At 64.8% G+C, this 22950-nt stretch carries 22 protein-coding genes and 1 tRNA gene; 11 read left to right on the top strand and 12 right to left on the bottom strand.

Annotated elements, in window-relative coordinates; genetic code table 11:
- Positions 1-35: 35 nt before the first annotated feature.
- Positions 36-914, top strand: a complete 879-nt coding sequence (locus FGF80_RS02120) for a COX15/CtaA family protein (protein WP_049907855.1) — start codon at positions 36-38, stop codon at positions 912-914.
- 35 nt (positions 915-949) lie between these two features.
- On the opposite strand, the gene FGF80_RS02115 is transcribed toward FGF80_RS02120, so the two are convergent.
- Entirely contained in the window at positions 950-1441 is a 492-nt protein-coding gene (locus tag FGF80_RS02115) for a metal-dependent hydrolase (RefSeq protein ID WP_006184257.1), read from the bottom strand.
- 146 nt (positions 1442-1587) lie between these two features.
- Between FGF80_RS02115 and FGF80_RS02110 the strand changes: the two genes are divergently transcribed.
- Positions 1588-2220, top strand: a complete 633-nt coding sequence (locus FGF80_RS02110; RefSeq protein WP_175416966.1) for a uracil-DNA glycosylase family protein — start codon at positions 1588-1590, stop codon at positions 2218-2220.
- Positions 2221-2231: 11 nt separating this feature from the next.
- Here the strand turns inward: FGF80_RS02110 and FGF80_RS02105 are convergent, their stop codons facing one another.
- Complete coding sequence (locus FGF80_RS02105; RefSeq protein ID WP_006184255.1) at positions 2232-2534, bottom strand: cupin domain-containing protein; 303 nt, start codon at positions 2532-2534, stop codon at positions 2232-2234.
- Positions 2535-2681: 147 nt separating this feature from the next.
- Between FGF80_RS02105 and FGF80_RS02100 the strand changes: the two genes are divergently transcribed.
- The 4 genes from FGF80_RS02100 (at position 2682) to FGF80_RS02085 (ending at position 7590) form a co-directional block, all read left to right on the top strand.
- Positions 2682-3755: a S1C family serine protease gene (locus FGF80_RS02100; protein ID WP_138651956.1), complete on the top strand. Its 1074-nt coding sequence runs from the start codon at positions 2682-2684 to the stop codon at positions 3753-3755.
- A gap of 163 nt (positions 3756-3918) precedes the next feature.
- Entirely contained in the window at positions 3919-5076 is a 1158-nt protein-coding gene (locus FGF80_RS02095; RefSeq protein WP_138651954.1) for a multicopper oxidase domain-containing protein, read from the top strand.
- Positions 5077-5200: 124 nt separating this feature from the next.
- Complete coding sequence (locus tag FGF80_RS02090; protein ID WP_138651952.1) at positions 5201-6376, top strand: tubulin/FtsZ family protein; 1176 nt, start codon at positions 5201-5203, stop codon at positions 6374-6376.
- 35 nt (positions 6377-6411) lie between these two features.
- On the top strand, positions 6412-7590 hold the full coding sequence (locus FGF80_RS02085; protein ID WP_138651950.1) for a tubulin/FtsZ family protein: 1179 nt from the start codon (positions 6412-6414) through the stop codon (positions 7588-7590).
- 253 nt (positions 7591-7843) lie between these two features.
- Here the strand turns inward: FGF80_RS02085 and FGF80_RS02075 are convergent, their stop codons facing one another.
- Positions 7844-8818 (bottom strand): transcription initiation factor IIB, encoded by a 975-nt coding sequence (locus tag FGF80_RS02075; RefSeq protein WP_138651948.1) that lies wholly within the window; start codon positions 8816-8818, stop codon positions 7844-7846.
- 193 nt (positions 8819-9011) lie between these two features.
- Between FGF80_RS02075 and FGF80_RS02070 the strand changes: the two genes are divergently transcribed.
- Positions 9012-9431: a DUF5830 family protein gene (locus FGF80_RS02070; protein ID WP_006184249.1), complete on the top strand. Its 420-nt coding sequence runs from the start codon at positions 9012-9014 to the stop codon at positions 9429-9431.
- Here FGF80_RS02070 and FGF80_RS02065 read toward each other — a convergent pair.
- Positions 9428-10609: a DUF7115 domain-containing protein gene (locus FGF80_RS02065; protein ID WP_006184248.1), complete on the bottom strand. Its 1182-nt coding sequence runs from the start codon at positions 10607-10609 to the stop codon at positions 9428-9430. The two genes, FGF80_RS02070 and FGF80_RS02065, sit on opposite strands and share 4 nt — an antisense overlap.
- A gap of 102 nt (positions 10610-10711) precedes the next feature.
- Here FGF80_RS02065 and FGF80_RS02060 point away from each other — a divergent pair.
- From FGF80_RS02060 to FGF80_RS02045, 3 genes are all read left to right on the top strand, one after another.
- Positions 10712-10862 (top strand) — tRNA-Met (locus FGF80_RS02060).
- A gap of 779 nt (positions 10863-11641) precedes the next feature.
- The gene (locus FGF80_RS02050; RefSeq protein ID WP_006184247.1) at positions 11642-11932 is read left to right on the top strand and encodes a hypothetical protein; all 291 of its coding nucleotides are present in this window, start codon (positions 11642-11644) and stop codon (positions 11930-11932) included.
- 409 nt (positions 11933-12341) lie between these two features.
- Positions 12342-13103: a ParB N-terminal domain-containing protein gene (locus tag FGF80_RS02045; RefSeq protein WP_138651946.1), complete on the top strand. Its 762-nt coding sequence runs from the start codon at positions 12342-12344 to the stop codon at positions 13101-13103.
- Here FGF80_RS02045 and FGF80_RS02040 read toward each other — a convergent pair whose 3' ends face one another.
- The 5 genes from FGF80_RS02040 to FGF80_RS19720 all read right to left on the bottom strand — a co-directional run bounded on the left by FGF80_RS02040 (position 13104) and on the right by FGF80_RS19720 (position 18476).
- Positions 13104-14159: a hypothetical protein gene (locus tag FGF80_RS02040; protein ID WP_238705334.1), complete on the bottom strand. Its 1056-nt coding sequence runs from the start codon at positions 14157-14159 to the stop codon at positions 13104-13106.
- A 1368-nt stretch (positions 14160-15527) separates the two neighbouring features.
- Positions 15528-16265, bottom strand: a complete 738-nt coding sequence (locus tag FGF80_RS02035) for a cell surface glycoprotein (protein WP_138651944.1) — start codon at positions 16263-16265, stop codon at positions 15528-15530.
- A gap of 196 nt (positions 16266-16461) precedes the next feature.
- Complete coding sequence (locus FGF80_RS02030; protein ID WP_006184242.1) at positions 16462-16716, bottom strand: hypothetical protein; 255 nt, start codon at positions 16714-16716, stop codon at positions 16462-16464.
- 118 nt (positions 16717-16834) lie between these two features.
- Entirely contained in the window at positions 16835-18268 is a 1434-nt protein-coding gene (locus tag FGF80_RS02025) for an FAD-dependent oxidoreductase (RefSeq protein ID WP_138651942.1), read from the bottom strand.
- 73 nt (positions 18269-18341) lie between these two features.
- A complete protein-coding gene (locus FGF80_RS19720; protein ID WP_269150337.1) occupies positions 18342-18476 on the bottom strand; it encodes a hypothetical protein in 135 nt (44 codons plus the stop codon).
- A 58-nt stretch (positions 18477-18534) separates the two neighbouring features.
- On the opposite strand from FGF80_RS19720, the gene FGF80_RS02020 reads away from it, so the two are divergent.
- Positions 18535-19776, top strand: coding sequence for an RNA-guided endonuclease TnpB family protein (locus FGF80_RS02020; protein ID WP_083864472.1), 1242 nt, complete (start codon positions 18535-18537; stop codon positions 19774-19776).
- Positions 19777-19972: 196 nt separating this feature from the next.
- Here the strand turns inward: FGF80_RS02020 and FGF80_RS02015 are convergent, their stop codons facing one another.
- The 3 genes from FGF80_RS02015 to FGF80_RS02005 all read right to left on the bottom strand — a co-directional run bounded on the left by FGF80_RS02015 (position 19973) and on the right by FGF80_RS02005 (position 22918).
- On the bottom strand, positions 19973-20512 hold the full coding sequence (locus FGF80_RS02015) for a FixH family protein (RefSeq protein ID WP_138655440.1): 540 nt from the start codon (positions 20510-20512) through the stop codon (positions 19973-19975).
- Positions 20513-20836: 324 nt separating this feature from the next.
- Positions 20837-21934 (bottom strand): glycosyltransferase, encoded by a 1098-nt coding sequence (locus FGF80_RS02010; RefSeq protein WP_006184238.1) that lies wholly within the window; start codon positions 21932-21934, stop codon positions 20837-20839.
- The gene (locus FGF80_RS02005; RefSeq protein ID WP_138651940.1) at positions 21935-22918 is read right to left on the bottom strand and encodes a glycosyltransferase family 4 protein; all 984 of its coding nucleotides are present in this window, start codon (positions 22916-22918) and stop codon (positions 21935-21937) included.
- Positions 22919-22950 lie beyond the last annotated feature (32 nt).

Raw genomic sequence — 22950 nt, 5'->3', positions numbered from 1 at the left:
AAGTACGGCCCGTTCTAACCTCCGACAGAACGCCCGTGTCGTACGATAATCACGCGCCAAACTCGAGGTTTCGGTCGTTGATCGATCGGTTCGGTTTTCCACACCTGCTGAGCGCGACGCTCGTCCTCGTCGCGGCGACGATCCTGCTCGGTATCGCGGCGAAGGCGACGGGTTCAGGGTTGGCTTGCGAGGCCAACTGGCCCCAGTGCGACGCCGGACCGTACAACCTGTTGCCGGGGAGCCTGCCGAGTTTCTACGAGTGGTTCCACCGCTTCGTGGCGATGTTCGCCGGGTTCGCCATCATCGGCTCTGCGGTCGCGGCCTGGCGACTGCCCGACGTCGACCGGCGTATCGCTGGACTGGTCGCCCTCGGGATGGTACTGACGCCGGTGCAGGTCGCACTCGGCCGGGAAACCGTCCAGCAGTACACGATAGACATCCTCTCGCTGCACTTCTGGACGGCGGTAACGATCTTTACGCTGTTCCTCGTCGCCACCGTCCTAGTCTGGGCACCGCGGCTGACGGGAACGCATGTCGTCGGCGCGCTCGCGCTCGGAACCGTGGCCCTACCCACACACGTCGTTCTCAGCCCTGTCGTCGGGTCCGAGATATCGACGTACTCCCCGACGATGCAGATGACACAGTACGGTGTGACGCTAACGTTGTTGGGTGCGGCCATCGTCGCGGCCATGGTCGGTCGCCGACGGTTTACCGGCCGCGCCCTCGCACCGCTGCTCGCGGCACCGCCGCTCGTAGTCGGCGTGCTCTTTTTCGGCCGCCAGGCGGTCAACCCGGCGCTCGAGGGGCCCTACCTCGCGACCGCGGCTGCGCTTCTCGTCACGTTCGTCGCCGGCATCGTGCTCACTCGCGGTGCCGACACCTCGAGCGGGATGACGGACGCGCGCTCGCGGTAGCGCGGGCGTTGTAGCCGCTCGGCGCGCAGCCGAACTCAACCGAGAGCGACGACGAGAGCGGCCCCGGCGAGGACGGCACCGAGTCCGAGACCAAACAGACCGTAGTTAGCAAACGGGTTCGCCGCCGTGGTGATCTCGAAGGAGTAGCGGCGGCGCGAGAGCGGCCAGAACGGACGAACGCCCATCGGCGTCAGTGCGTCGACGAGGAGGTGGGACCCGATGGAGACGAAGCCGACGAGGAACGCGAGGGAAACGAACCCGAGATCGGCAAACGCGGACGAGGCGTCGATGAGAACGGCGGCCAATGCGGCGAGGCCGGCACCGACGAGCAGCGCGAATGGAACCGTGTGGGTCGGACCGCGATGGTCGATCAGCGGCAGTCGGTGATCGCAGTCGGGCAGCGTCGACAGGCCGACACAGACGAGGCCGCAGACGATCGCGACCTCGGCGTGGCTCGCGAGTGCAACGACGGTGCCGACCGGGGCGTACGCCAGGAGTGCACCACCGTAGTGCCCCTCCTGATACATACATAACACGTTTTTAGGGATGAAATATAAATCCACCGTCACCAGCCGGACCGGCGGACCGGTCAGCCGAACGAAGGGCGCGCGGACCCTGTCGTCGGTCGGCCGCTACCGTGGCGGTTTTGACCGCGGGTCCCCTCCGGTCGCGCGTGCAAAACGTCACCGACAGAACGAGCAATCCGTTCGGACTTCGACCGCCGTTCGACCGCTCCGATCCCGGCGACCGGGCGGCCGTCTTCGGCTACGGTGACGCCAACGCCGACTTCCACGTTATCGGCGACTATCCCGGCATCCACGGCGGCGAAACCACCGGCGTTCCCTTCACCGAAATCGAAGCCGGGCGCGCCGTCCAGAGCGTCGTCCGCGAACTCGACTTTGCGAGCGGACCGCGGGACGCACCCGACCTCGAGAACTGCGTCTTGAGTTACATGTACATGTGTACGCTCCCCGCGGGACGGACACCGACCGACGCGGAGTACGCCGACCTCGAGCGGTTCTTCGACGCCGAACTCCGGGCGATCAACGCTCACGTTCTGCTGCCGGTCGGCGCTCGCGCGACCGATCACGTCCTCCGGACGTACACGACCCAACGTCGCCGGGTCGACCTCGACATGGCGTCGCTTCACGCCCGGGACATTCGCGGTCGGGGCTTCATGGTCGTCCCGATCAGGGAACCCGGTGAGTGGGCCGACGGCGACCGCGAGACCATCGTCTCGACGCTCGAGGAGTTGCTCGCAAGCGATTACCGCCAGACGAAAGGCGTCGCGACGACGGTCGGCTGACCCCGGCTGCGCTACTGTTCTTTCGGTGCGAAGACGACCAGCGCCGTACTGTCGTCGACCGCGGAGGGCGAAATATCCTGATCGCCGTCGAACTGGACGGCGTCGCCAGACTCGAGGTCATAGACCTCGTCGTCGAGCGTGAGTTCGATCGCGCCGCTGCGGACGTACAGGACGACGTTCGACTCCGGATGGCGGTGTGCCGGGATGCGCTCGTCCGCGGAGAGCCGCAAGCGGACCGTTCGCGGGCTGTGGTCCTCGAATACCTCGGCGTGCGGTGCATCCTCGAGCCGGTCGATGGACGTGACCTCGGGCATACGAAAACGGAGACGGGTCGTGGGCTTGTACCTGCGGACGAACACGTTCGACTCTCCGACGACGTCCGGATCGGACCGCGGACCCGATCGGGACGCTCGCCGTCGCTAACGTATACGTCAATCGAGTCGAAACATTCGACCGGAGCGATGACTGCAACCCGGAGACGAGTGCTCAGGGGCAGCGCCAGTGCACTGCTCGCCGGACTGGCCGGGTGTGCTGCGATTCCATCGGACCCGGACTCCCCGGACGACACATCGTCCGACGCGCCGTCGACCGCGGCCGGCGAAACGTACGCAGCGGTCTACGAGGACGCGATCGACTCGATCGTCATGATTCGGACGGGGAAGGGACGGGGGACCGGATTCGTGTTCGACGACACATACGTCGTCACGAACGCCCACGTCGTCGGGCGATCGACCGCGGTCGACATGCGGGTCACCGACGGACAGTGGCGGGCGGGGTCGGTCGTCGGAACCGACCCACACAGCGACCTGGCCGCGGTCGCGGTCGACGCCCTCCCGGCGGCCGCGACGCCGCTCCCGTTCGTCGACGAGCAGCCCAGCGTCGGACGGGAAGTGGCCGCGATCGGGAACCCGTTCGATCTCGAGGGAACGGTGACGACGGGGATCGTCAGCGGTACCGATCGATCGATTCCGGCACCGACCGGCTACAGCATCCCCGACGCGATCCAGACCGACGCCGCCGTCAATCCGGGCAACAGCGGCGGTCCGTTGGTGACACTAGGGGGACGCGTCGCGGCGGTCATCAACTCCGGCGGCGGGGACAACATCGCCTTCGGCATCTCCGCGGCGCTGACCGAGCGCGTGGTGCCCCACCTCATCGAGACCGGCGACTACGATCACCCCTACGCGGGTGTCTCCGTCACTGCCGCGACGCCGGACATCGCGGCGGCCAACGGCCTCGGGGAATCGCGCGGCCTGCTCGTGGTCGAGGTCGCCGACGGAGCCCCCGCAGGGGAGGTCCTCGAGCCGAGTACCCGCGCGCGATACCGCGACGGCGAGCGGGTCCCGGTCGGCGGTGATGTCCTCCTCGCGGTTGACGGGACGGAACTGACGACCAAGGAGGAGTTGGGGAGCTATCTCGCGCTCGAGACGCGACCCGGCGACACGGTCGAACTGACGATCCTCCGATCCGGCTCCGAACTCACCGTCCCGCTCGAACTCGGAACGCGGCCGCTGCGTCGTGGGCCGTACCGATAGACGGCGTCGACGGGTGTTCGAAATCGGACTGCTATGACCATCGCTAGCGATGGTCATACACGAGGTCGTTTAAGTAGTATCGGAGAACATGTTCTCGGTATTTCTCGGTCCGTAAGAACCGGTTCACCCCGTTATACGTCGGCTATTCTTACGTATGATTGTTATGAGCGATCGAATCGGCGCACCCGGACTGGGGCTATCGCGACGCGAATTCGTTGCTGCGACTGGCGGGGCGGCGGCATTGACCGGGCTGGCGGGCTGTACGGGTCAAGGGGCACAACAGGACACACAGCCCGAGCAGTCGTCAGAGGGGGCGGCAGGCGCGTCGGAACCGACGCTCCCGTGGACGAGTTCACCGGAGGTCGTACAGGTCGACGAGCAGGGCGGGAGCGTAACGCTCCAGTCGGTGACTGCCCAGCACGCCGTCCATCCGATGGACTCGATGGGCGGGCCGGTGGAACTCCCGCGGGTCTGGGCGTTCAAAGCCGATGACGGCCAGCCCAGCGTTCCCGGCCCGATCCTCCGGACGACCGAGGGCAACGATATCGAGGTCACGCTCGACAACACCGGCAACGATCACCCTCACACGCTGCACTTCCACGGGGCACGGAAGACCTGGGAGAACGACGGCGTGCCGACGACGACGGGGATCACGGTCAACCCCGGTGAGAAACACACCTACACGATCCCGGCGAACGTCCCGGGAACACACCTCTATCACTGCCACTACCAGACCCATCGCCACATCGACATGGGGATGTACGGCATCTTCCGCGTCGATCCGAAGGGGTACGAGCCCGCCGACAAGGAGTACTTCTTCACGCTGAAAGACTGGGACTCCCGGGTCAACCGCCGGATGGCCGGCGAGGACATCGACTACAGTCCCCGCAACCGCAACCCGGACGTGTTCACGATCAACGGCAAGAGCCTCCCGCGGACGCTCCACCCGGAAGATGGCTCGCCGATCATCGTCGACCACGGCGATACCGTCCGCCTCCACATGGTCAACGCGGGCTACATGTCCCACCCGATGCACACCCACAACCACCGCTTCCGTCTGATCGAGAAAGACGGCGGTCAGATTCCCGCTGCTGCCCAGTACGAACAGGACGTCACCAACATCGCGCCTGCAGAACGTCACACCGTCGAGTTCGAGGCCGACGCCGACCCCGGCATCTACCTCATGCACTGCCACAAGGTCAACCACGCGATGAACGGCGAGTCCTATCCCGGCGGCATGGTCAACGGCATCGTCTACCGCGACGCGATGGACACCGACGTCTTCGCCGACCTCATGTCGTACGCCGGCTACGAGGGATAGGCGACACCGTATCGGCGACCACGCTCGAGGGCGGGGTCGTTCGCACCGCTACCGTGACACATTGTGAATAGATAGCAAGTACATAATCAAAAACGAGTTATTCATGGGTTGAGATAGGTGGCTTATGAAGCTCGCGACAATTGGCGTTGGAAACGCCGGCAGCAAGATTATCGACCGGATGCTCGAGTTCGAAGATAAAACCGGTCGCTCCCTCTGTCGGCACGTTCTGGTGATCAACTCCGCCAGGACCGACCTCGCCAAACCGGACTACGTACCCGAAGACAGGCGGATACTGATCGGCGACACCCACAAGAAGGCGAAAGGACACGGCGTCGGCGGCGACGTGGAGGTCGGCGCGGAGGTCGCCAAACACGACATCGACGAGATTCGACGGGCGTTCGACGACGTGGAAATCCACGAAGTGGATGCCATCATCGTCGCGGCGGGGCTGGGCGGCGGGACCGGAAGCGGTGCGGGCCCGGTCGTGATCGAGGAACTTCAGAAGATGTACGACGAGCCGGTCTACGGGCTCGGGATTCTCCCCGGCGAGTACGAGGGTGGACGCCCCGCGCTGAACGCCGCGCGATCGCTGCAATCGTTCGTCCAGAAAGTCGATAACTTCATCGCCTTCGACAACGACGCCTGGCGCTCCCGCGGGCAGACCATCGAAGAAGGCTACGAGCAGATGAACCGGGAACTCGCCGTCCGTATCGTGACGCTGCTCGCCGCCGGGGAGATCGACGAGACGGATGTCGCGGAGAACGCGATGGACTCGAGCGACATCATGCGGACGCTCGACACCGACGGCGTCTCCTCGATCGGCTACGCCTCGACGACCATCAGTAGCGATGCCGACGATGGGCTGTTGAACAGGTTCCGCGAGGACGAGAAGCCGGTCGGGGACGCCACCGACGCCGCGAAAATCAAAGGGCTCGTTCGGCGCGCCGTCAACTCCCGGCTGACGATCCCCTGTGAAGTCACCAGCGCGGACCGGGCGCTGATCATCCTCTCGGGGCCCTCGGAGCTGATCTCCCGAAAGGGGATCGAGAGCGCTCGGCAGTGGCTCGAGAACGAGGCCGACACCGTCGATATCCTCGCCGGCGACGATCCGCGGCCCAACGCGTCCGAACTCTCGGCCGTGGTCTTGCTCTCGAACGTGACCGAGACCCCACGTGTCGACGAAATCCAGAGCCAGGCGGTCGACGCACAGGACAAGATCGCGGAACTCGAGGCCGCCCGCGAAGAGGAGATTAACGAACTGATCACCGACGAGGACGACGAACTCGATCCGGTCGTGTAACACGGCGAGGCTACCATGTCAAGGAACATTTACCAATGAAGCTCGCTCTCATCGGCGTTGGTCACGCCGGCTCACGGATCGTCGACCGGGCGCTCGAGCGGGAGTTAGAGACCGGCCGGGACCTCTGTAACGGGAACGTGCTCGTCTTCGATACTGCGGCGGACGCCTTCGACGACATCACCCACGTCCCGTCGGACTGTCAGGTACGCTTCGGGGACATCCACCCGGATGTCGACGCCGACGGCGTCGGGGGCGATCCGGACCTCGGTGTCACGGTTGCCCGCGAGGACGTACAGGAACTTCGCCGCGCGTTCGATGCCGTCGACTTCAACGACGTCGACGGCCTGTTGCTCGTCGCGGGACTCGGCGGCGGCACCGGCGGCGGTGCCGGGGCGGTACTGCTCGAGGAGTTGCAGGCGATCTGTGACAAGCCCATCTACGCGCTCGGCGTGTTGCCGGAAGCCGACGAGCCCGATCGCTGCGCGCTCACCGCGTCCCGAGCGCTTCAGTCGTTCGTCGGGATCGCCGACAACGTGATCTGCTTCGACAACGATGCGTGGCGCTCGACGGTTTCGTACACCGACACGGCGGAGTCCGAGGCGGACCGGCCCTACGACGAACTCGACCGCACCGTGGTCTCGCACGTCCTGACGGCGTTCGGAGCCAGCGAGTCGGCGGCGATGACGACGGCCGCCGAGAACCGGATCGACGCCAGCGACATCACCCGAACGCTCGAGACCGGCGGCGTCTCCTCGATCGGCCGGGCGACCCTCGAACTCGACCGGTCCGACGACGGCCGCTCCTGGCTCCCGTCGTGGCTCCCGCTCCCGTCGTGGCTCGAGGGGGACGCCGTCGACGGCCCGGCCGACGCCGCCGAGGTCAAACGACTCGTTCGCCGGGCGATCGATTCACAGCTCACACTCCCCTGTGCGGTCGACAGCACGTACCGCGTGCTGGTCGTCCTCTCCGGGCCGCCGACAGCGGTCTCCCGAAAGGGGTTCGAGAGCGCCCGCTACTGGCTCGAGCAAGAAACGGGGACCGTCGAGGTCCTCGCCGGTGACGAACCCCGTCCCGATGCCTCGACGCTCACGGCGACGGTGTTGCTCTCGACCGTCACGGATGTCCCCAGAATCGACGCCCTCCAGGAGCGCGGTCGCACGGCAGCGGAGGCGGCCGACGAGTCCGAGTCCGGCGACGCCGAATTCGTTTGGTGAGCGGTTACGAGCCGCGTCGCCGCCGCTTAGACGGGGTCGTCGTCGGTTCCATCGGTGAGCTGTCGCCGGCCCGCCGCGGTGATGTCGTACCGCCGGTAGCCGATCGACCGGCGGTCCCCCGGTCGCGGAGGCTGGCACAGACCGTCTCGACCGCGACCGGATGTTCGTCGATCGCAGCAGCGAGGTCGACGACGTAGCAGGGGAGACTGTGTTGCCAGCGCTGGCAGAACCGCCCGCTCGAGCTCGCGTCGGGTCATCCGCGGTCGCACCTCTCCTCGTAGGCGTCGAGGAGTTCGCGATATCGGTTCCGGACCGTCACCGAACTGACGCCGGTTTCCTCGCCGATGGTCGCCTGCGTGACCCGTTCGTTCGTCAGCCGGGCCGCGCCGTAGACCGCTGCGGCGGCCAATCCAGCCGGACTCCGCCCGCTGTGGAGGTCGCGGGCCTTGGCCGCCTCGAGTATCTCGCGGGCCAGCCGTTCGGCGTCGTCGCTGACCTCGAGCGCCGAGGCGTACTGTGGGAGATAGTGGATCGGGTCGGCGGGTTCGATCCGTAGTCCGAGTTCGCTCGAGAGGTACCGATACGCGCGCTGAACCGGGAGCTTCTCGACGCGGCTGACCGATTCGAACGCGACGAGCGTCCGGGGGGTCCCGTGTTGGCGCGCGGCCGCGTACAGGCAGGCGGTCGCCATCGCCTCGATCGATCGCCCGGGGAGCAGTTCCTCGTCGACGGCACGCCGGTACAGGACGCCGGCGGTTTCGCGACACGGCTCCGGCAGGCCGAGCGCCGACGCCATGCGTTCGATCTCGCCGAAGGCCTGTTTCAGGTTCCGCTCCTGGGCGTTCTTCGAGGAGAACCGCTCGTTCCAGGTCCGCAACCGCCGGAGTCGATCGCGCTTGCGCTCCGAAACCCGGTTGCCGTACGCGTCCTCGTTTCGCCAGCCGATCGTCGTGCTCAGCCCCCTATCGTGTTTGACCGACGAGACCGGCGGCCCGACCCGGCGTCGGTCTTCCTCGTCGTCGAGACACAGCCACTCCGGGCCGTAATCGATCGCGTCCGCGTCGAGGACGAGCCCGCACTCCGCACACGTCCGCTCGCCGTGTTCCGCATCGTGACGGATCGAGCCGGTACATTCCGGACACTCCGCCCCCTGTCGCTCGGGGGGATGCTCGCGCTCTCCGTTCCGGGTCGATCCCTCGACAGCCGTATCGACAGTCGTCTGACTCATTGGTTTCTCTCCGCCGGACTCCGTTCTCCGGCCGTGTGATGCCGTCGCTTGGACTGGCGTGAAGCGGAGGTATCAACGACCGGTGGATTCCCACAGCGTGGGAACGGCCGCCGGCGCTCTTCGCTCCCAGACTCGTAGCGATTGAACTCGAGAGCGACAACGTTTATTCCGACCGAGCCAACAGCACAGATCGATGGATCACGACGGCGACCGGAGCGGCACCGATGGCGACGCCGACGGCGACCCGTTCGAGGCCGACGACGACCGCGTTGCCCTCGGCTTGGCGTTGCTCGCCCGCCTCGAGCACGACTCGCTCTCGCTGGCCGATGCCGTCGACCGAATCGAGACGGTGACGAGCGACCCGACGATAACGCGGACGATCCTCGACGAGGCCGAACTCCGAGGCATCATCGACCGCGACGACGGGATCGTCCGGCCGAAGAGTCGCCAGTACGTCCGCTTCGGACAGGACATCGTCACGAAAGAAGGGGAGTTCTCCTGTCGACGCTGTGGCTCCGGCCTCTCGACCGGCTACTTCATCGATCTCGAGGCCGGTGAGCTCGGCCCCTTCGGCTCGTCGTGTATTCGAAAAGTGACCGGCCGGGACGGCTAACGTCCCTGTCGGAGTTCCGCGATCAACTGCTCGATCGTCTGTTGTTGTCGCTCGATGATCTCGCCCTGCCGGTCGACTGCCTCCTCGAGCGCCTCGAGTCGCTCGAGGAGTTCGGGATCGGTTTCGGTCACGACCGCCCGGTCGGGTTCCGCAGTCGCCGCACCGGCGTCGTCAGCGGACGATGGATTCGCTTCGGCGGCCTCGAAAACCGATCCCGTCTCCGCCTCCGCGATATCCGCCGTGCCGTCGCGGCTGGACGCGTGGTCGTGATCGGCAGCCGGCGTCGCCGCCCGCGATGCCGACGGTGCCGGTTGGCTCTCGGTCCCATCGGACCCGGTCGTCGCCGACTCGCTACCGGCGGTCGCGGTCTCATCTCTGCTACCGCCGGCCAGCGACTCGGTCGAGCCTGCTCCTCTCGTCCCGGCCGCTGGCTCGCCGGGCACGTCGCGGTCGTCCGGTTCTGGCGGGTCGGCATCGAGCGGGTCCACGCCACCGCCGAAATCGACCGCCCCCTCGCTACTGGCCGGCGGCTCGTCGTCGTCGCCAACTGCCTCGTTTAGTTCCGCCAGTGAGCCGACGTCGTGGTAGTCGAACAGCGCCCGCTTGAGTCGCTCCCGGAGGTCGTTCGCCTGTTCGTTCGGAGCCTTGATCCGCTGTGGCCGACCGTTCGCGGTGAGAACGATCTGGGTGGCAACGCTCCCGTCCTCGAAGTCGAGGTTGGTCACGTCGCCGAAGTGATACTCCTCGTAATCGCCATCCCAGACGGCACTGCCGATGTGTTTGACGAGTCGATCGCTCGTGATGATGAGCGTCAACTCGCTAAAGCGGTAGGTCTTGACGACCGTTTCGCCCGGATCAGTGATCCCGTTCCCGTTCAAGACGCCGGCGAGGACGGGGTGTAGCACGTCGTCGGTCTTCCCGCCGGGCACGGTAAACGTTCGCTCGCCGTCGAGGGGATACTCGAGCACGAATTTCGTCTTGCGCCGGCCCTCTGAGATGGTCAGTCGGTCGGCGTCGTGGGGGAATTCGTCTGCCGATTCGTCGCTCAGAAGTCCGTCGGCGCGATACACGATCGTCCTCGTGGGGGTAATGAAGAGTTCGTCATCGCTTCCAAGAGAGACACGCGCCGCGATCTCCTCGCCATCGAGAGTAGACTGGACGATACCGGGAACGCTCATGCAGCGGAGTTCGTAATACCATGTGATAAATCCGTGGGTCCACGTTGCACGGCGACTCCGAATACAAAGCTTAAAGAAACACACCCCACTACTCGTAATCGAGCCCGGGTGGCTTAGCTGGACATAGCGCCGCACTCATAGGGTTCAGAGATTCGGTGCGGTTTCGCCTTGGAAGCCTCCGTGTCCCTCGAGGACTGCCGAGCCTCGAACCTGGGACATGCGGAGATCGAGGGTTCGGAGCCCTCCCCGGGCACTACTCAAATTCATCACATGCCCACGTAAGCACCCCTAGTAGTGGGCACTCGACTCCAGAGACCGTCTCGGTAGATGTCTCGCATCTATCCGAGGGCATACGGCAACAACCTAGTTCTCGAATAACATCGGGCCGACGGGAGGTGTTCCGGACGACGATCTCGGCGCTGTCGAGCGGTGGCCTCTCGAGGACCGACATGCAGGCGCTCGAAGCGATATCCTCTTGCAGGGCGGGTCATCGGCAGCGAGATCGGCGTCGTCGTGACGGATCCAGGCCAGGGAACGGCCGATATCGTTCACGCTCGAGGAGATGTCCCCAGAGATTCGGGTACCGAAACCGAGCTAACCGCGTCACCCCCAAAGAGGACAGTCGGATCGCCATAGTCATCGACGAGAAAGACGGTGTCGGAAAACCAGTGGTTCTCGGACACTTGCCCGAGGAATGTCGCGGCCGGGTCGGTACCTCACCGACGCCGGACGACCGCCGGGCAGGGTCGACCGATCGCACTCGAGTATCGGAGTCACTGAAACGACCCACAGATCGATCAGACAGCCGTCCTGCGAAGCAGGTTCGTAGTGACGTTCGGTGGCGACTGTAGCGGCTTCCGGCCGGCCGCCAACCGCGTTCAGGGAAGCCTGATTCCGTAGTCCGGACCAAATTCGATTAGGCTAGATTTTTATTTACTGATGTGTAGTACGTTAGTTCGCATGTCGGATGAAAGTGCACCAAGTCGGAGATCGTTCGTAAAGAGGACGGCAGCGGTACTGGCTGTCGGAAGTGTGGCTGCCACCGGAACGGCGGCGGCAGCCTACGAGAACGAAGTCGTCGTGGAGGCACCCGGGTCCGCAAGCGGGCAGTTCGATATCGAAGTCCCTGACGCAAGCGCCGAGTACAGGGACAAGGAACTCCTCCAGCGGGATCATCTCGAGCGGGACAACTACAACGATACTGCGGTCGCGAAGGGGTACGTGAGCAGCGGCCAGGACCGCATCCTCTTCGACGGCGACCCTGCAGATGTCGTCGAACGGGACGTGCCCGGCAGTCTCGAAGTCACGATTCGGTCGGCATAGAAACGCGACCCCTCGACGCCGGCCGCTTTGCGCCGCGCGGCACGTCACGACGCATCGGCGCGAGATACTGTCCCCGCACTCATCATTTTTCGCACCACCGGCGTTCTCGTAGAGGTCCCGCCGGTCACGACTGAGACGAGTTACACCCCGATCGCACGGCCGTCGTGCGAGCAGGTGCGCGGTGACGTTCAATGGCGACGATAGTTCGTCGTCTGCCAGTCGCTCTCAGCCGGTCCACGGGACCTGATAGCCGGCCGTTGCTGCCGCTGGGTTGCTGCGCTGGGCGTCTTCGAGCAGTCCCTGAACCGGGAACACGTCCTCGAGCACGGCGAGACGGATGGGTGTGAGACCATCGGACAGAACGCATCAATTATACCGCCCTAACACATTCGTTCAACTGAGTGTAGCGATGACTGACACGAGCTCGGAGTGGCCGTCGATCGGGCCCGGCGACATCGTTATCGACGCCGATGATACGTCGCCCAGTCCCGCGGTCGTGGTCAAAACCCCGAACGCGATCGCGGCGGACTGGCGTGTTCCCGGGGGCACCGTCGCGGACACGAATCCGGACTACCCAGCCACCGATCCGGTCGTCGTTGTCGTCTTTCGGGACGACCTCGAGGACGCGTATCCGCGCTACACCGGCGGGCTCCCGCTCTCACTCGCCCAAATAAACCGGGACGGGCTCCGCCACTACTCGTTTCCGAAGTCGAGACTCCGCCGGATCGACCAATTGGAACCGACGCAACTCACGCTCGACGCTATCGATCCGAATCCGTACCATTCGCGGAACTTCACCGTGGATGAAAACCGCGATTACATCGCCGCGATCCGCGACCGCGGTCGTCCCGATCCGCCCCCGATCGTTCGGGATTGTGGAGACCGCTTCGAACTCCTCAACGGTCACAAGCGCGTCTGGGCCAGCTACGTCGCGGGACTCGAATCGATACCCTGTGACGTCCATTACGAGCGGGAGCTGTACGCGGCGAGAACGTGGGCTCGGTACCATCTGCAGGGCTACTCCGAGCCCCAGCGCCAAGCGGCACTCCGCCGGATCGAGTCCCGTCTCGATGGGCAACAGGCTGCGTACATCCGGCGGGAGTACATCGACAGTGAAGAGACCGGCCCCGAAACGGAGGACGCGGCGGACGGCAAGCGAACCGAGGCCTGACTACTCCCCCTGTCCGATTCGGACGACGAACCGTTCGGGTCCCGTCTCGGGCAGTTCGGACAGGAAAACGACCCGCTCATCGGACTGGGAGGGGACGGCGAAATCCCGGGCAACGTCCGACGGAGGTCCATCCACGCTAATCGCGGGTTCCTCGGCTGCGGTCCAGTAGACGTGCGCTTCGTCTCCCGATTCGAATGCCGCCGGGAAGGAAGCCCCTCGCTGGGGCTGCGAGACGTTCGCATCCTGGAGTATGAGTTCGGTATCAGCGGACACGGCGGGGCCCCCTGCGTGGTCGAGGACGAGCGTCGAACCGTCCTCGGAAAGGTCACCCTCGATCCGAACCGCGTCGCTGACGAATTCGGGCTCGGAAACGGATACGTCGTCCAGTTCGGTCACGTCGTACTGATACATGGTCGTAGTCGCTTGCTCAGCGTCAGCGGGCTCTGCAGCGGTGAGTTCCGTCTCAATCGAGCGGATATAGCCTGCTGCGGCGATCTCCATCCGAACGTCGATCGCGTTGACATCGAGATCGAGTTCCCGTACCGTTTCCTCGTCGGCGCTACTTGCCTCGAACACGTACACCTCATTGTCGTCACCGGTTACGTCGACCCGCTCGAGTTCGGCCACCGAAACGATTCGCGACACGGTCTCTGCATCGATATACGGCGGCGTGATTCCGCCCGGATTGTACGTGTGAGTGATCCGACTGATACGCGCAGTGCCGGTAAACCACACCGCTTGCTTCCCGTCGCTACTGAGATTTCTGGCGATGTCGTCCGCTTTGACGAGCGTCCCGGCCTCACCGCTGCGGATCGTCTGTGCGGTCGACTGAGAGGCCCCGATCGTGGAGGCGTTTTCGATGCGTTCCTCCTCGGAGACGAAGGATCGGTCGTCGAGCGTGCGCCGATGCTGGGTTAGTACCGCCTCGGGTTCGGGGAGGTCCTGCAGATCGGCGAACGGCCCCTCCGGTCCGTCCGACTCGTCACTGCTGCTGTTACACCCCGCAAGCGCTGCCGTCGCACCGCCGATCCCCATCAGTAAATATCTTCGTTCCATACTCTCCCGTTACGTTCACCTCACTTGATCCTTCTGTGAGATGAGTGGTATCGCGTGTGTCCCATCGCCGGTCGTCGTACCTCCGTCTCCTCTCGCGATATTCGCCGCCCGAATCGGGGCAGCGTTCGATCCGCGTTCAGGCTTGAGGTCGGCCGGTCGGCATCGCCGGCGTTGCCCGTCGCTTCGTATCGACTCGTCAGGAGCACGGGCAGCGCAGGGACCGACATACGACATCCATCCGGTGCGATCCGACTCACTCGCAGAGATGCTCGAGAAACGTCTGGCGGAGGTTGTCGTCAGGGTCCCAGCCCCTGCCGAGGTGGGTGGCAGGGGTGGGAGAAACCGAGATCGGAATACATCATGGCTATTGACGTCCGGACCGATCTCGGGAGGCGAGGACCGTACGTCTCGGATTGGCTGATTCCGTCAGGGCAACGACTGAATCGTTCCTCGCCGGTTACGGCTTCGTCGCTATGCGACATAAACTTGTTGGCCAACTGCTACGTCAGGCGAGCATACCCGAACCCGAACGAACGACGGCGGACCTATGAACGAGCGGGGCACCGATCGGAACTGCCGGCCAGAGGCCGGCAGCGGGACGGCACCGTCATGGTGTGTCCAGTGGTGGGTGAACCTGGGATCGGGCGGTGTCAGGTGTGCCGACCCGACCGCAGATGCGGCGAGAGGATGCCGATGTCTCGGAGCGGATCGACGGTGGAGTCTCGCGTCTCTCGCCATCGATACCTCGCGTCGAGGCCCCATTAAATTCATTGCCCACATAGACAGGTAACAGCGGTGTTACCGGTCTGTTCCGACTCGTCTCCGGCCACTTCGTCCTCGTGCTGGTCTTCGGTGTGGCGGTCTCGAGTCGGCCGTTCGGCTGGACCCCGCCGGCCTGGCTGCTACTGCCGTCCTCGACCGATCTCCGGAGCGATTTCGAGAACAGCCGTGAGTGCTCTCGATGGCAGGTCGATGTACTGACCGTTCGAAAGGGGAGGACGATTCCGAATCCGTTGGAATCGGCCGGAAGTTGATATAGATGCCACCGAACGTGTCAACTGTCGCGTACCTGCTGTGCGCGACAGATGTCGATCCAATCAGCCCCTTGGCATCACTTCTGGACTCGGCGGCGGGCGCATCCCATCCGTCACCGGACCCGCCGCTTTTCCGAAACGCGCCGGTCCGAGCAGACCCGTAGTTGTCCCGAAAGGGTGTCCGGTGGCTCCGCGTCGAGACACGACCGGACGATGGACACCTCGACCGTGAGCCCTGCGATCGCCGGTGACCGAGGAGACGGGGCCAGTGAACCGCGCCGGACAGTGCGTTCCGGACCGCGATCGTCGAGTCGGAACCGCAGTCGACTCGCGGTTACTCGACCTCGAGCGACCAGTCGCCGTCGGCCTGGACGTCGATCCAGACGGTACCCGGATGGTCGACCGTCGCGTCGCTCTCGACTGCGCCGATCTCGTTGAACACTTCCTCGCCGGCGAACTGACCGCTATCGTCCTCGGTATAGGCCATGACGATGAAGTTACGCTCGCCATCGTGTCCGCCGCTGACGGTCGCCGTGTCCTCGATCCCCACCGGTCCGACGACGGCCGGACCCGTGCCACTCGCCTCGACGGGCGGTGTATGTATCTCCGCGTCGGGTGCACGCGGCTGCCCGACGTGGAGGGTCCAGTCGCCGTCAGCAGTGATGTCGAGCACGTAGTCGCCCGCCGATGTCGCGATTGCGGTCGCGCCCTCCACCATCCCGGTCTCGTTGACGAGGACGGCCTCCTCGTCGCCGCCGAGCATCACGACGAAATCCGCGGTGCCGTCGTGCTCGAAGGCGACGGTCGTGAGTCCGTCGTCGAGCGAGAGGTCGGTCAGGTTCTCCCGGCCGCTGCCCTCGTAGCGCTCCGCCTCGGGATCGAACAGCGGCTCGTCGCGATCGATCGTCTCGCCGATCGAAAGCAGTGTGTCGACGTCCGATCCCGCCGGCTCGTCACCGGTATCGGTCCTGTTCCCGCCGTTGCCCTCGTCGGCAGCTTCGTCACTCGAGCACCCCGCAAGCACGGTCGATACTGCGACGCCGCTTCCCAGGAGCAGTGTTCGGCGGTTCATATCACCCTAATTGGATGGGGCGCTGATACGTGTTTCGGGCGGCTCGCCGTCCGAACTGCCACCCGGCTCGGATGGGTGGAACGTCTATCACGGTGGCGTCGGCTTTCGTCGACGAGCACGACGCACTGCGAGGACATCGGCACAGTCCTCGGCCGCGAGTCGGACCCACCGCCGCTGGACCGGTCACCGTCGGCGATCAGGTGTCGGCGGACGACTCGTCCCAGTCAGCGAAGCAGTCCGCGGGCCGTACGTCCCGTATGGCATCCATGCCCTCGCTCGGGATGTGTTTGAAACAGCGCGGTTCCCCCTCCGATTCGGCGATCCACGCCGCCTCGTCGCCGCACTCCGTACATCGTGGCGCTCCGCCGACCCGTAAGGCGATCCACCACCGAAGCCCCTCGAGACGATCCCGTATCCGGGTGCGGAGACGCGAGAGAGCGCCGTCGGTCATCGTCGGTCGCCCCCCTCGAGCGAGTCGCTGTCGTCGGCCATGAGATTTCGATCTGTCGTGGGTGAGCCACTTGGTAGTTCCCGATCCGCCCCGCCAGCGGCGGTCGGTGGCGTAGCGATCACGGCTCCGAGTCGGTGTCTCGCAGCGTCCCGGCAAGTACCTTCGCGGCAACTAGAACCGGGTCCCACGTGGTATTGAACGGCGGCGCGTACGCGAGGTCGTAGTTCTCGACATCGGTGACGGTCGCCTTCGCCTCGAGTGCCGCGACGATGGCGTGACTCCGATGGACCGCGCCCTCGCCGTACTCGCTGACGAGGCTCGCACCGAGGACGCGACCGGAATCGCGATCGGCGGTCAGCGTGACGATAACGGTCCCGTCAGCGGGGTAATAGCCGGCACGTGATTTCGCCGTCACCGTCTCGGTTACCGGATCGAACCCCGCCGCACGGGCCTCCTCGGGATCCAGAATGCCAGTTCGAGCGGCCTCGCTGTCGAAAGCCTTGACCGCCGCCGTGCCGGCGATGTCGCCACCTTCGGTCGGCGTCCCGGTGACGGTCCGGCCGATCGCACGGCCGTGCCGGTTCGCGGTCAACGCCAGGGGAACGTACGCCGGCTCGCCGGTAACGACGTGTGTCGCCTCGGCGCAGTCGCCCGCGGCGTAGACATCGGGGACGTTCGTCTCGCGATAGGCATCGGTGGCGATCGCCCCGGTCTCGCCGAGTTCGATCTCGGCGGCCTCGGCGAGGTCGGTCCGGGGACGAACGCCGGTGCCGAGCAACACCATCTCGACTTCGATCCGGTCGTCGGCCGTGACGACCGCCTCGACGCGGTCATCGCCCGACAACGCCCGGACCTCGGCATCGAGATGGAGCACGACGTCTTCGTCTCGGAGGTGCTCGGCGACGTATTCGCTCGTTTCGTCGCTGAACCCCTTCAGAACTCGGTCGCCGCGCTGGAACAGGTTCACTTCGAAGTCGTTGGCCGCCAGCGCCTCTGCCATCTCGATCCCGATGTAGCCGCCGCCGACGACCGCGACCGGACCGGTGCAGTCCTCGAGGTATCGACAGGCCGGTCCCCGGTCGGGTTGCTGGAAGCCCTCCCCGTCGCGCGCTCGAGCGACGTAGTCGCGCAGTTCCTTGCCGTCGCTCATCGAGCCGAGCGTGTACACGCCCTCGCGGTCGATGCCGTCGATGGGCGGGACGACCGCCGCCGCACCCGTCGCGAGCAGCAGGTGGCCGTACGGCTGGACGACCGTTCCGGACTCGCTCTCGGCGGTGACCGTCCGCTCGTCGGTGTCGATGGCGACGACCTCGTGGCCGGTCCGGAGATCGATGTCGCGTTCCTCGCGGAACTCCTCGGGCGTCACCGAGACGAGCGCCTCCAGCGACTGGATCTCCCCTTTGACGTAGTAGGGGAGCCCGCACGCGCCGTAGGACACCCACTCTCCCTTTTCGAAAACGACGATTTCGCGGTCGGGATCGTCGCGTCTCGCCTTGCTCGCCGCGGACATTCCGGCTGCGTCACCGCCGACGACGACGAACGGGTCGCTCATCTTGCTGTAGCGAGGAAACCCCGCCCCTTGGGGCGGGGAGGAATCGCGTTCGTTCGTGTCTCAATTCGCCCTGTTATGGCTCCCCGGTGTTCAACGCTTCGACACCTTCGAGCATCAGCCCCTTCCAAGTGTAGCCGCGCTTGTCTTTGATCGCTTTCAGTCGCTCGTACTGTTCGTCGTCTACCTCGAATCTGATTTCTGTACCCATACATACGTGTACTATCCGTGTTGTTTATGTGGGTTGCGATCGTAGCCTGTACTGTCGAATGGTCGCTGAAACTACCGCCACGAAAACGCTCGAAGCTACTCTCGCGCCACCCACTACGGGCAAAGAGCAACGTCTCGAGCGCACTGTGGCGACTTACCGCCGTGCCCTTGAGGATGCCTTCGAGAGTGGCGCGGATACGCAGAACGCAGTCAACGATATCGTCACGCCGTACACGCTCACGTCCTACGCCAAGGACGCGCTCAAGAGCTACGTCCCACAACTCCGCCGGACGTACAACGCGTCGGAACTCGGGGACGACCACCCGGTTCGATTCACGAACCGTGGCTTCCGAATCGATCACTCCGACGAGCGTGCGTACGAGTTCTGTTGGCGCGTTCCACAGGCTGGACGTGGCAACGCGTTCTGGATTCCACTTCGAATTAACCCCGAGCAGGAATCGCTGTGGTTCGATCTGCTCAACGGCGACGTGTCGGTCGGCGAGTTCCGACTGCAACAGCACCGAACGAACTGGGTGCTTCACGTCACCGTCGAGTACGACGTGGCCGAACCAGAGACGCCGGACGACCCGACTCGAATCGGCTTCGATATCGGCGAGTCCAAGCTTCTGACGGGCTGTGCCTGTCAGAACGACACTCCAACCCAACCGTACATCTACGACGGCGGCCGTGCGCGACACCTCCGCAAAGAGATGTACACGACCCTGAAGCGCCTTCAGGAGCGTGACGTCGAGCAGTGGCGTGTGGACGAACGTTTCGAACACTACCAGAACGCCTTGACCGATATCGTCGAGAAAGCGTCTCGCGAAGCCGTCAAGTACGCCGAGTCCTTCGAAGATCCGGTGATCGTACTCGAGGACCTCTCGTACATCCGCGAGAACCTTGATTACGGCACGTACATGAACCGACGCTTGCACTCGTGGGCGTTCGCCCGACTCACCGACCGCATTGAGGACAAGGCCCTCGACGCCGGCATCCCGGTCGAGTTCGTGAATCCGCGCTACACGAGTCAGACGTGCCACGAGTGCGGGCACATCGGTTCTCGTGGGTCGCAAGCCGAGTTCAAGTGTACGAACAGCGAGTGTTGGGTTACGGAGTACCAAGCAGATATCAACGCGGCCGCGAACATCGCCGGTCGCTTTGATCCGTGGGGAGAGAGCCTGCCTTGGAAATCGGCGGGCGATGACTCGCCACGGAATGGGAGCCGTTGTGACACGGCCACAGGACACCGCACGCCGAGTCGGCAATCCCGACAAACGACGCTTGCGGCGTTTCAGTCCTGAAACCTCCCTCGACGCGAGGCTTCCCTTGTAGGAAGCCCCGCCGTTTACGGCGGGCGAGGATGTCACACCGACACTAGAGCCCAGCGATCCATATAAGTGCTAACTGGCAACGCACCGCCAGCGCCAGGGCACTGACGGGACATCGATCGGAGCCGGAACAGGTCACCACCCCGGCGACGAACCGACCGACCCGGCGTTATCGCCGGCGACGGAGGAGCACCACGCCTGCCGCTGCGATCCCGACGACGCCGACGGCGACGGCAGTGGTGGTCGCCGATGCGAAGCTGGCCGACTGCGTTCCGTTCCCGTCGGGCTGTGATTCGTCACTGGTGGCGCTGGACTGAGCATCGGCACCCGGATACTCCAGGGCGGCGCGGTCGTCGACCGTTTTCTCGAAGTGCGTGTGAACCGCTTCCCCGTCGATGGTCCCTTCCAAGTGGACGACGTAGTCGCCCGCCTCGGTGAAGACGACCGGCGCTTCGTAGACGCCCGGCTCGCCGTACTTTTCGCTGCTCTCGAGGGCCGTCTTCTCGTGACCCTCCAACTGGACCGAGACGGTCAGGTTCTCGGAGACGTTCTCGACCGGGTCGCCCGTCTCCGCGTCGACGATTTCGAACTCGAGCCACATTCGCTCGCCGGTGACCAACGGCTCGTCCGCCCCGCCGAAGGTCACGTCGTTCCCGTCGACGTCTTGGGTTTCGTGAGCCACGGCCGGCCCGACGGCGCTGAGCAGCACTAGCGCGGTCACTCCGATAGCAAGCAGGTATCTCGTCCGTTTCATCGTATGCGAGATGACGAACCTCGGTATCTATGTCGTTCTGGTTCGATTCTCGGACGGGAATGTGACTCGGCGGACAGGTTCACTGACGAGGGATCGTCGGCACCGAAAGGCCGGCGACCGAAAAAGCGGATTCGACTCCGGGAACGACCGCTCCGATGGAGGGGCAGTTACGACCGATCCTCCGGAGCTGGCGATACCGTCGTCGCTTCTCCGGTGCAGACGGTCGGTCTCCACTGCAGACCGGGTCGGGATGGGCCTGAATACCGTCGGAGACGGGGTTTAGCTCCGCTCTTCCTCGGAGAACCGCCACGGACTCTCGACGTCCGTCGCCGCCTCGTCCCTCGAGAGCGGTACGTTGTGATACAGTTGCTCGAGGTGGTCCATGGTGTACCCCACGGAGTAGCGTTCGACGGCCGCCCTGGTCTCGCGGTCGGTCGCCAAACAGGTCTCGATGGCTTCGACCATCGAACCGAGATCGCCGTACGCGAAGCGCTCGCCGTTGTCGGTGCCGATCGTTCGGTCGAACGGCGGCGCGTCGGTGGCCGCGACTGGCGTCCCGCAGGCGTTCGCCTCGAGCGTCGAGAGGCCGAGCGTATCGGCGGTCGAGGCGGTGACGAAGGTATCGATTGAGGAGTAAAACGTCGGCAGCTCCTCGCGGGGGAGGAAGTCCCGAAGTTCGACGTTGTCCGGTGCTGCCCGCTCGAGGGAGTCGCGGTACGGGCCCTCGCCGACGATGACGAAGTCGTACGCCGGGAGCTTTTCGGCGGCCCGGAGGATCTCGTTGACGTTTTTCTCCATGCTGAGCCGGCCGCTGTAGCCGATGACGGTCCGGTCGGGATACCAATCCTCCGCGGTGGGCTGGAAGAAATCCATATCGATCCCGACCGGGAGCTGGACGTGTTCGACGTCGCGCTCGATCCGCTCCGTCGACGCGGTCACGACGTCGAAACTCCGGAGGAAGGCGTTCTCACCGGGGACGTACAGCTTCGAGAGCAGCCCCGCGACCGACTCGAGTTTGATGCTCTGGTGGAAGTACTCCTCGAGGGGCGTGTGATGCGTGTAGATCGTCGGCAGATCGTGTTTCCAGGCGTAGTACCGGCCGAGAATGCCGATCGGTGCGGGGCCGTGACAGTGGACGACATCGAGGTCGGGGAGCGTCGAGGTCCGTCTGGCGAGCGGGATTCGGTAGCCGGCGTAGAACGGGTTCGGCAGCGATCTGACGGGGAACTCGCGATCGCCGGGCTCGTAGTCGCCGTCCGGATAGACGACGTACACCTCGTGGCCCTTCCGTTCTAACTCCTCGCGCCAGAGTTTGATCGTATACGTTACGCCGTCTATCTCGGGAAAATAGCTGTCAGTAAAGAAGCCGATTTTCATTCAGCACACCTCGTCGTACAGCGACTGATATCGGTTCGCGACCGTCGACAGCGAAAACGCCTCGCTGCGGCGGGCGGCGTTCGTTCCGAGCCGGTTCCGGAGCGCCGGATCCTTGAGTCGCTCGAGCGCATCCGCGAACCCGTCCGCTCCCGCGTCGGCAACTTTCAGACAGTCCTCGCCGTCCTCGAGCCACGAGAACGTCTCGATATCCCGGACGAGAAGGGGTTTGCCGGCGGTCATCGCCTCCAGCAGCGCGATCCCCTCGTTTTCCTCGTGGGTCGGAAAACAGAAGATGTCGCCCGCCGCGTACGCACCGCGGATGTCGTCGACGAAGCCGGTGAACGTACAGTTATCCGGAGCGTCCTCGATCAGGCTCGTCGTTTCGCGTCCCTTCAGGGAGAGATCCAGCGGCCCGAACCACGCGAAGTCGAGGGCCGGCAGCCGACGCGCCAGTTCGACGAACGTCTCGAGACCCTTGCGCTTGATGACGTGGCCGACGAGGAAGACGGTCGGCGGGCTGAGATCGTACCGCTCGCGGTACTCGGTCTCGAGCGACTCGAACCCCTCGAGTTTCTCCCGGTCGACGCCGTTCGAGATGACCGTCGTCGGCACGTCGGTGTAGGTTTCGATGAGGTCCCGATTGTACTCCGACGGGCAGACCAGTGCGTCGGCCAGCCCGTAGGCCCACCGGAGGTAGGGTGACAGCGGTTTCGCGAGGGCGTTGGTAAACCGAAAACTGTCCCCGAAGTCCTCCGCGGTCACGTGTGTGTTCGCGACGACGGGCACGCCCCGCGACCGGGCCCGCTTTGCGTACCAGACCGAGCGCGGTCCCATGAGATTACAGTGGAACACGTCGGCGTCGAGCGTCGGCTCGACCGTATACTCGAGATCCAGTCGATCCAGCATCTTCCGCTGGTGGACGACGGACTCGTGAATGCCGCCGGTGACGTGGTCCTCGAACTCGAAATAGTGGCTGATCTTCATCCCGGATCCCCTGTCTGAATGCGATTACCGTC

The organism is Natrinema pallidum, from assembly GCF_005890195.1.
GTDB lineage: Archaea > Halobacteriota > Halobacteria > Halobacteriales > Natrialbaceae > Natrinema > Natrinema pallidum.
The sequence above is the reverse complement of the archived record's forward strand: the minus strand, read 5'-3'. Positions and strand labels throughout refer to the sequence as shown.

Excerpts from the sequence above, each read along its gene's own strand:
- FGF80_RS02095 (WP_138651954.1), top strand. The coding sequence starts at position 3,919 with ATGAGCGATCGAATCGGCGCACCCGGACTGGGGCTATCGCGACGCGAA.
- FGF80_RS02030 (WP_006184242.1), bottom strand. The coding sequence starts at position 16,716 with ATGACCGACGGCGCTCTCTCGCGTCTCCGCACCCGGATACGGGATCGT.
- FGF80_RS02105 (WP_006184255.1), bottom strand. The coding sequence starts at position 2,534 with ATGCCCGAGGTCACGTCCATCGACCGGCTCGAGGATGCACCGCACGCC.
- FGF80_RS19720 (WP_269150337.1), bottom strand. The coding sequence starts at position 18,476 with ATGGGTACAGAAATCAGATTCGAGGTAGACGACGAACAGTACGAGCGA.
- FGF80_RS02090 (WP_138651952.1), top strand. The coding sequence starts at position 5,201 with ATGAAGCTCGCGACAATTGGCGTTGGAAACGCCGGCAGCAAGATTATC.
- FGF80_RS02065 (WP_006184248.1), bottom strand. The coding sequence starts at position 10,609 with ATGAGCGTTCCCGGTATCGTCCAGTCTACTCTCGATGGCGAGGAGATC.
- FGF80_RS02070 (WP_006184249.1), top strand. The coding sequence starts at position 9,012 with ATGGATCACGACGGCGACCGGAGCGGCACCGATGGCGACGCCGACGGC.
- FGF80_RS02085 (WP_138651950.1), top strand. The coding sequence starts at position 6,412 with ATGAAGCTCGCTCTCATCGGCGTTGGTCACGCCGGCTCACGGATCGTC.
- FGF80_RS02075 (WP_138651948.1), bottom strand. The coding sequence starts at position 8,818 with ATGAGTCAGACGACTGTCGATACGGCTGTCGAGGGATCGACCCGGAAC.
- FGF80_RS02020 (WP_083864472.1), top strand. The coding sequence starts at position 18,535 with ATGGTCGCTGAAACTACCGCCACGAAAACGCTCGAAGCTACTCTCGCG.
- FGF80_RS02010 (WP_006184238.1), bottom strand. The coding sequence starts at position 21,934 with ATGAAAATCGGCTTCTTTACTGACAGCTATTTTCCCGAGATAGACGGC.
- FGF80_RS02040 (WP_238705334.1), bottom strand. The coding sequence starts at position 14,159 with ATGGAACGAAGATATTTACTGATGGGGATCGGCGGTGCGACGGCAGCG.
- FGF80_RS02005 (WP_138651940.1), bottom strand. The coding sequence starts at position 22,918 with ATGAAGATCAGCCACTATTTCGAGTTCGAGGACCACGTCACCGGCGGC.
- FGF80_RS02035 (WP_138651944.1), bottom strand. The coding sequence starts at position 16,265 with ATGAACCGCCGAACACTGCTCCTGGGAAGCGGCGTCGCAGTATCGACC.
- FGF80_RS02100 (WP_138651956.1), top strand. The coding sequence starts at position 2,682 with ATGACTGCAACCCGGAGACGAGTGCTCAGGGGCAGCGCCAGTGCACTG.
- FGF80_RS02025 (WP_138651942.1), bottom strand. The coding sequence starts at position 18,268 with ATGAGCGACCCGTTCGTCGTCGTCGGCGGTGACGCAGCCGGAATGTCC.
- FGF80_RS02045 (WP_138651946.1), top strand. The coding sequence starts at position 12,342 with ATGACTGACACGAGCTCGGAGTGGCCGTCGATCGGGCCCGGCGACATC.
- FGF80_RS02115 (WP_006184257.1), bottom strand. The coding sequence starts at position 1,441 with ATGTATCAGGAGGGGCACTACGGTGGTGCACTCCTGGCGTACGCCCCG.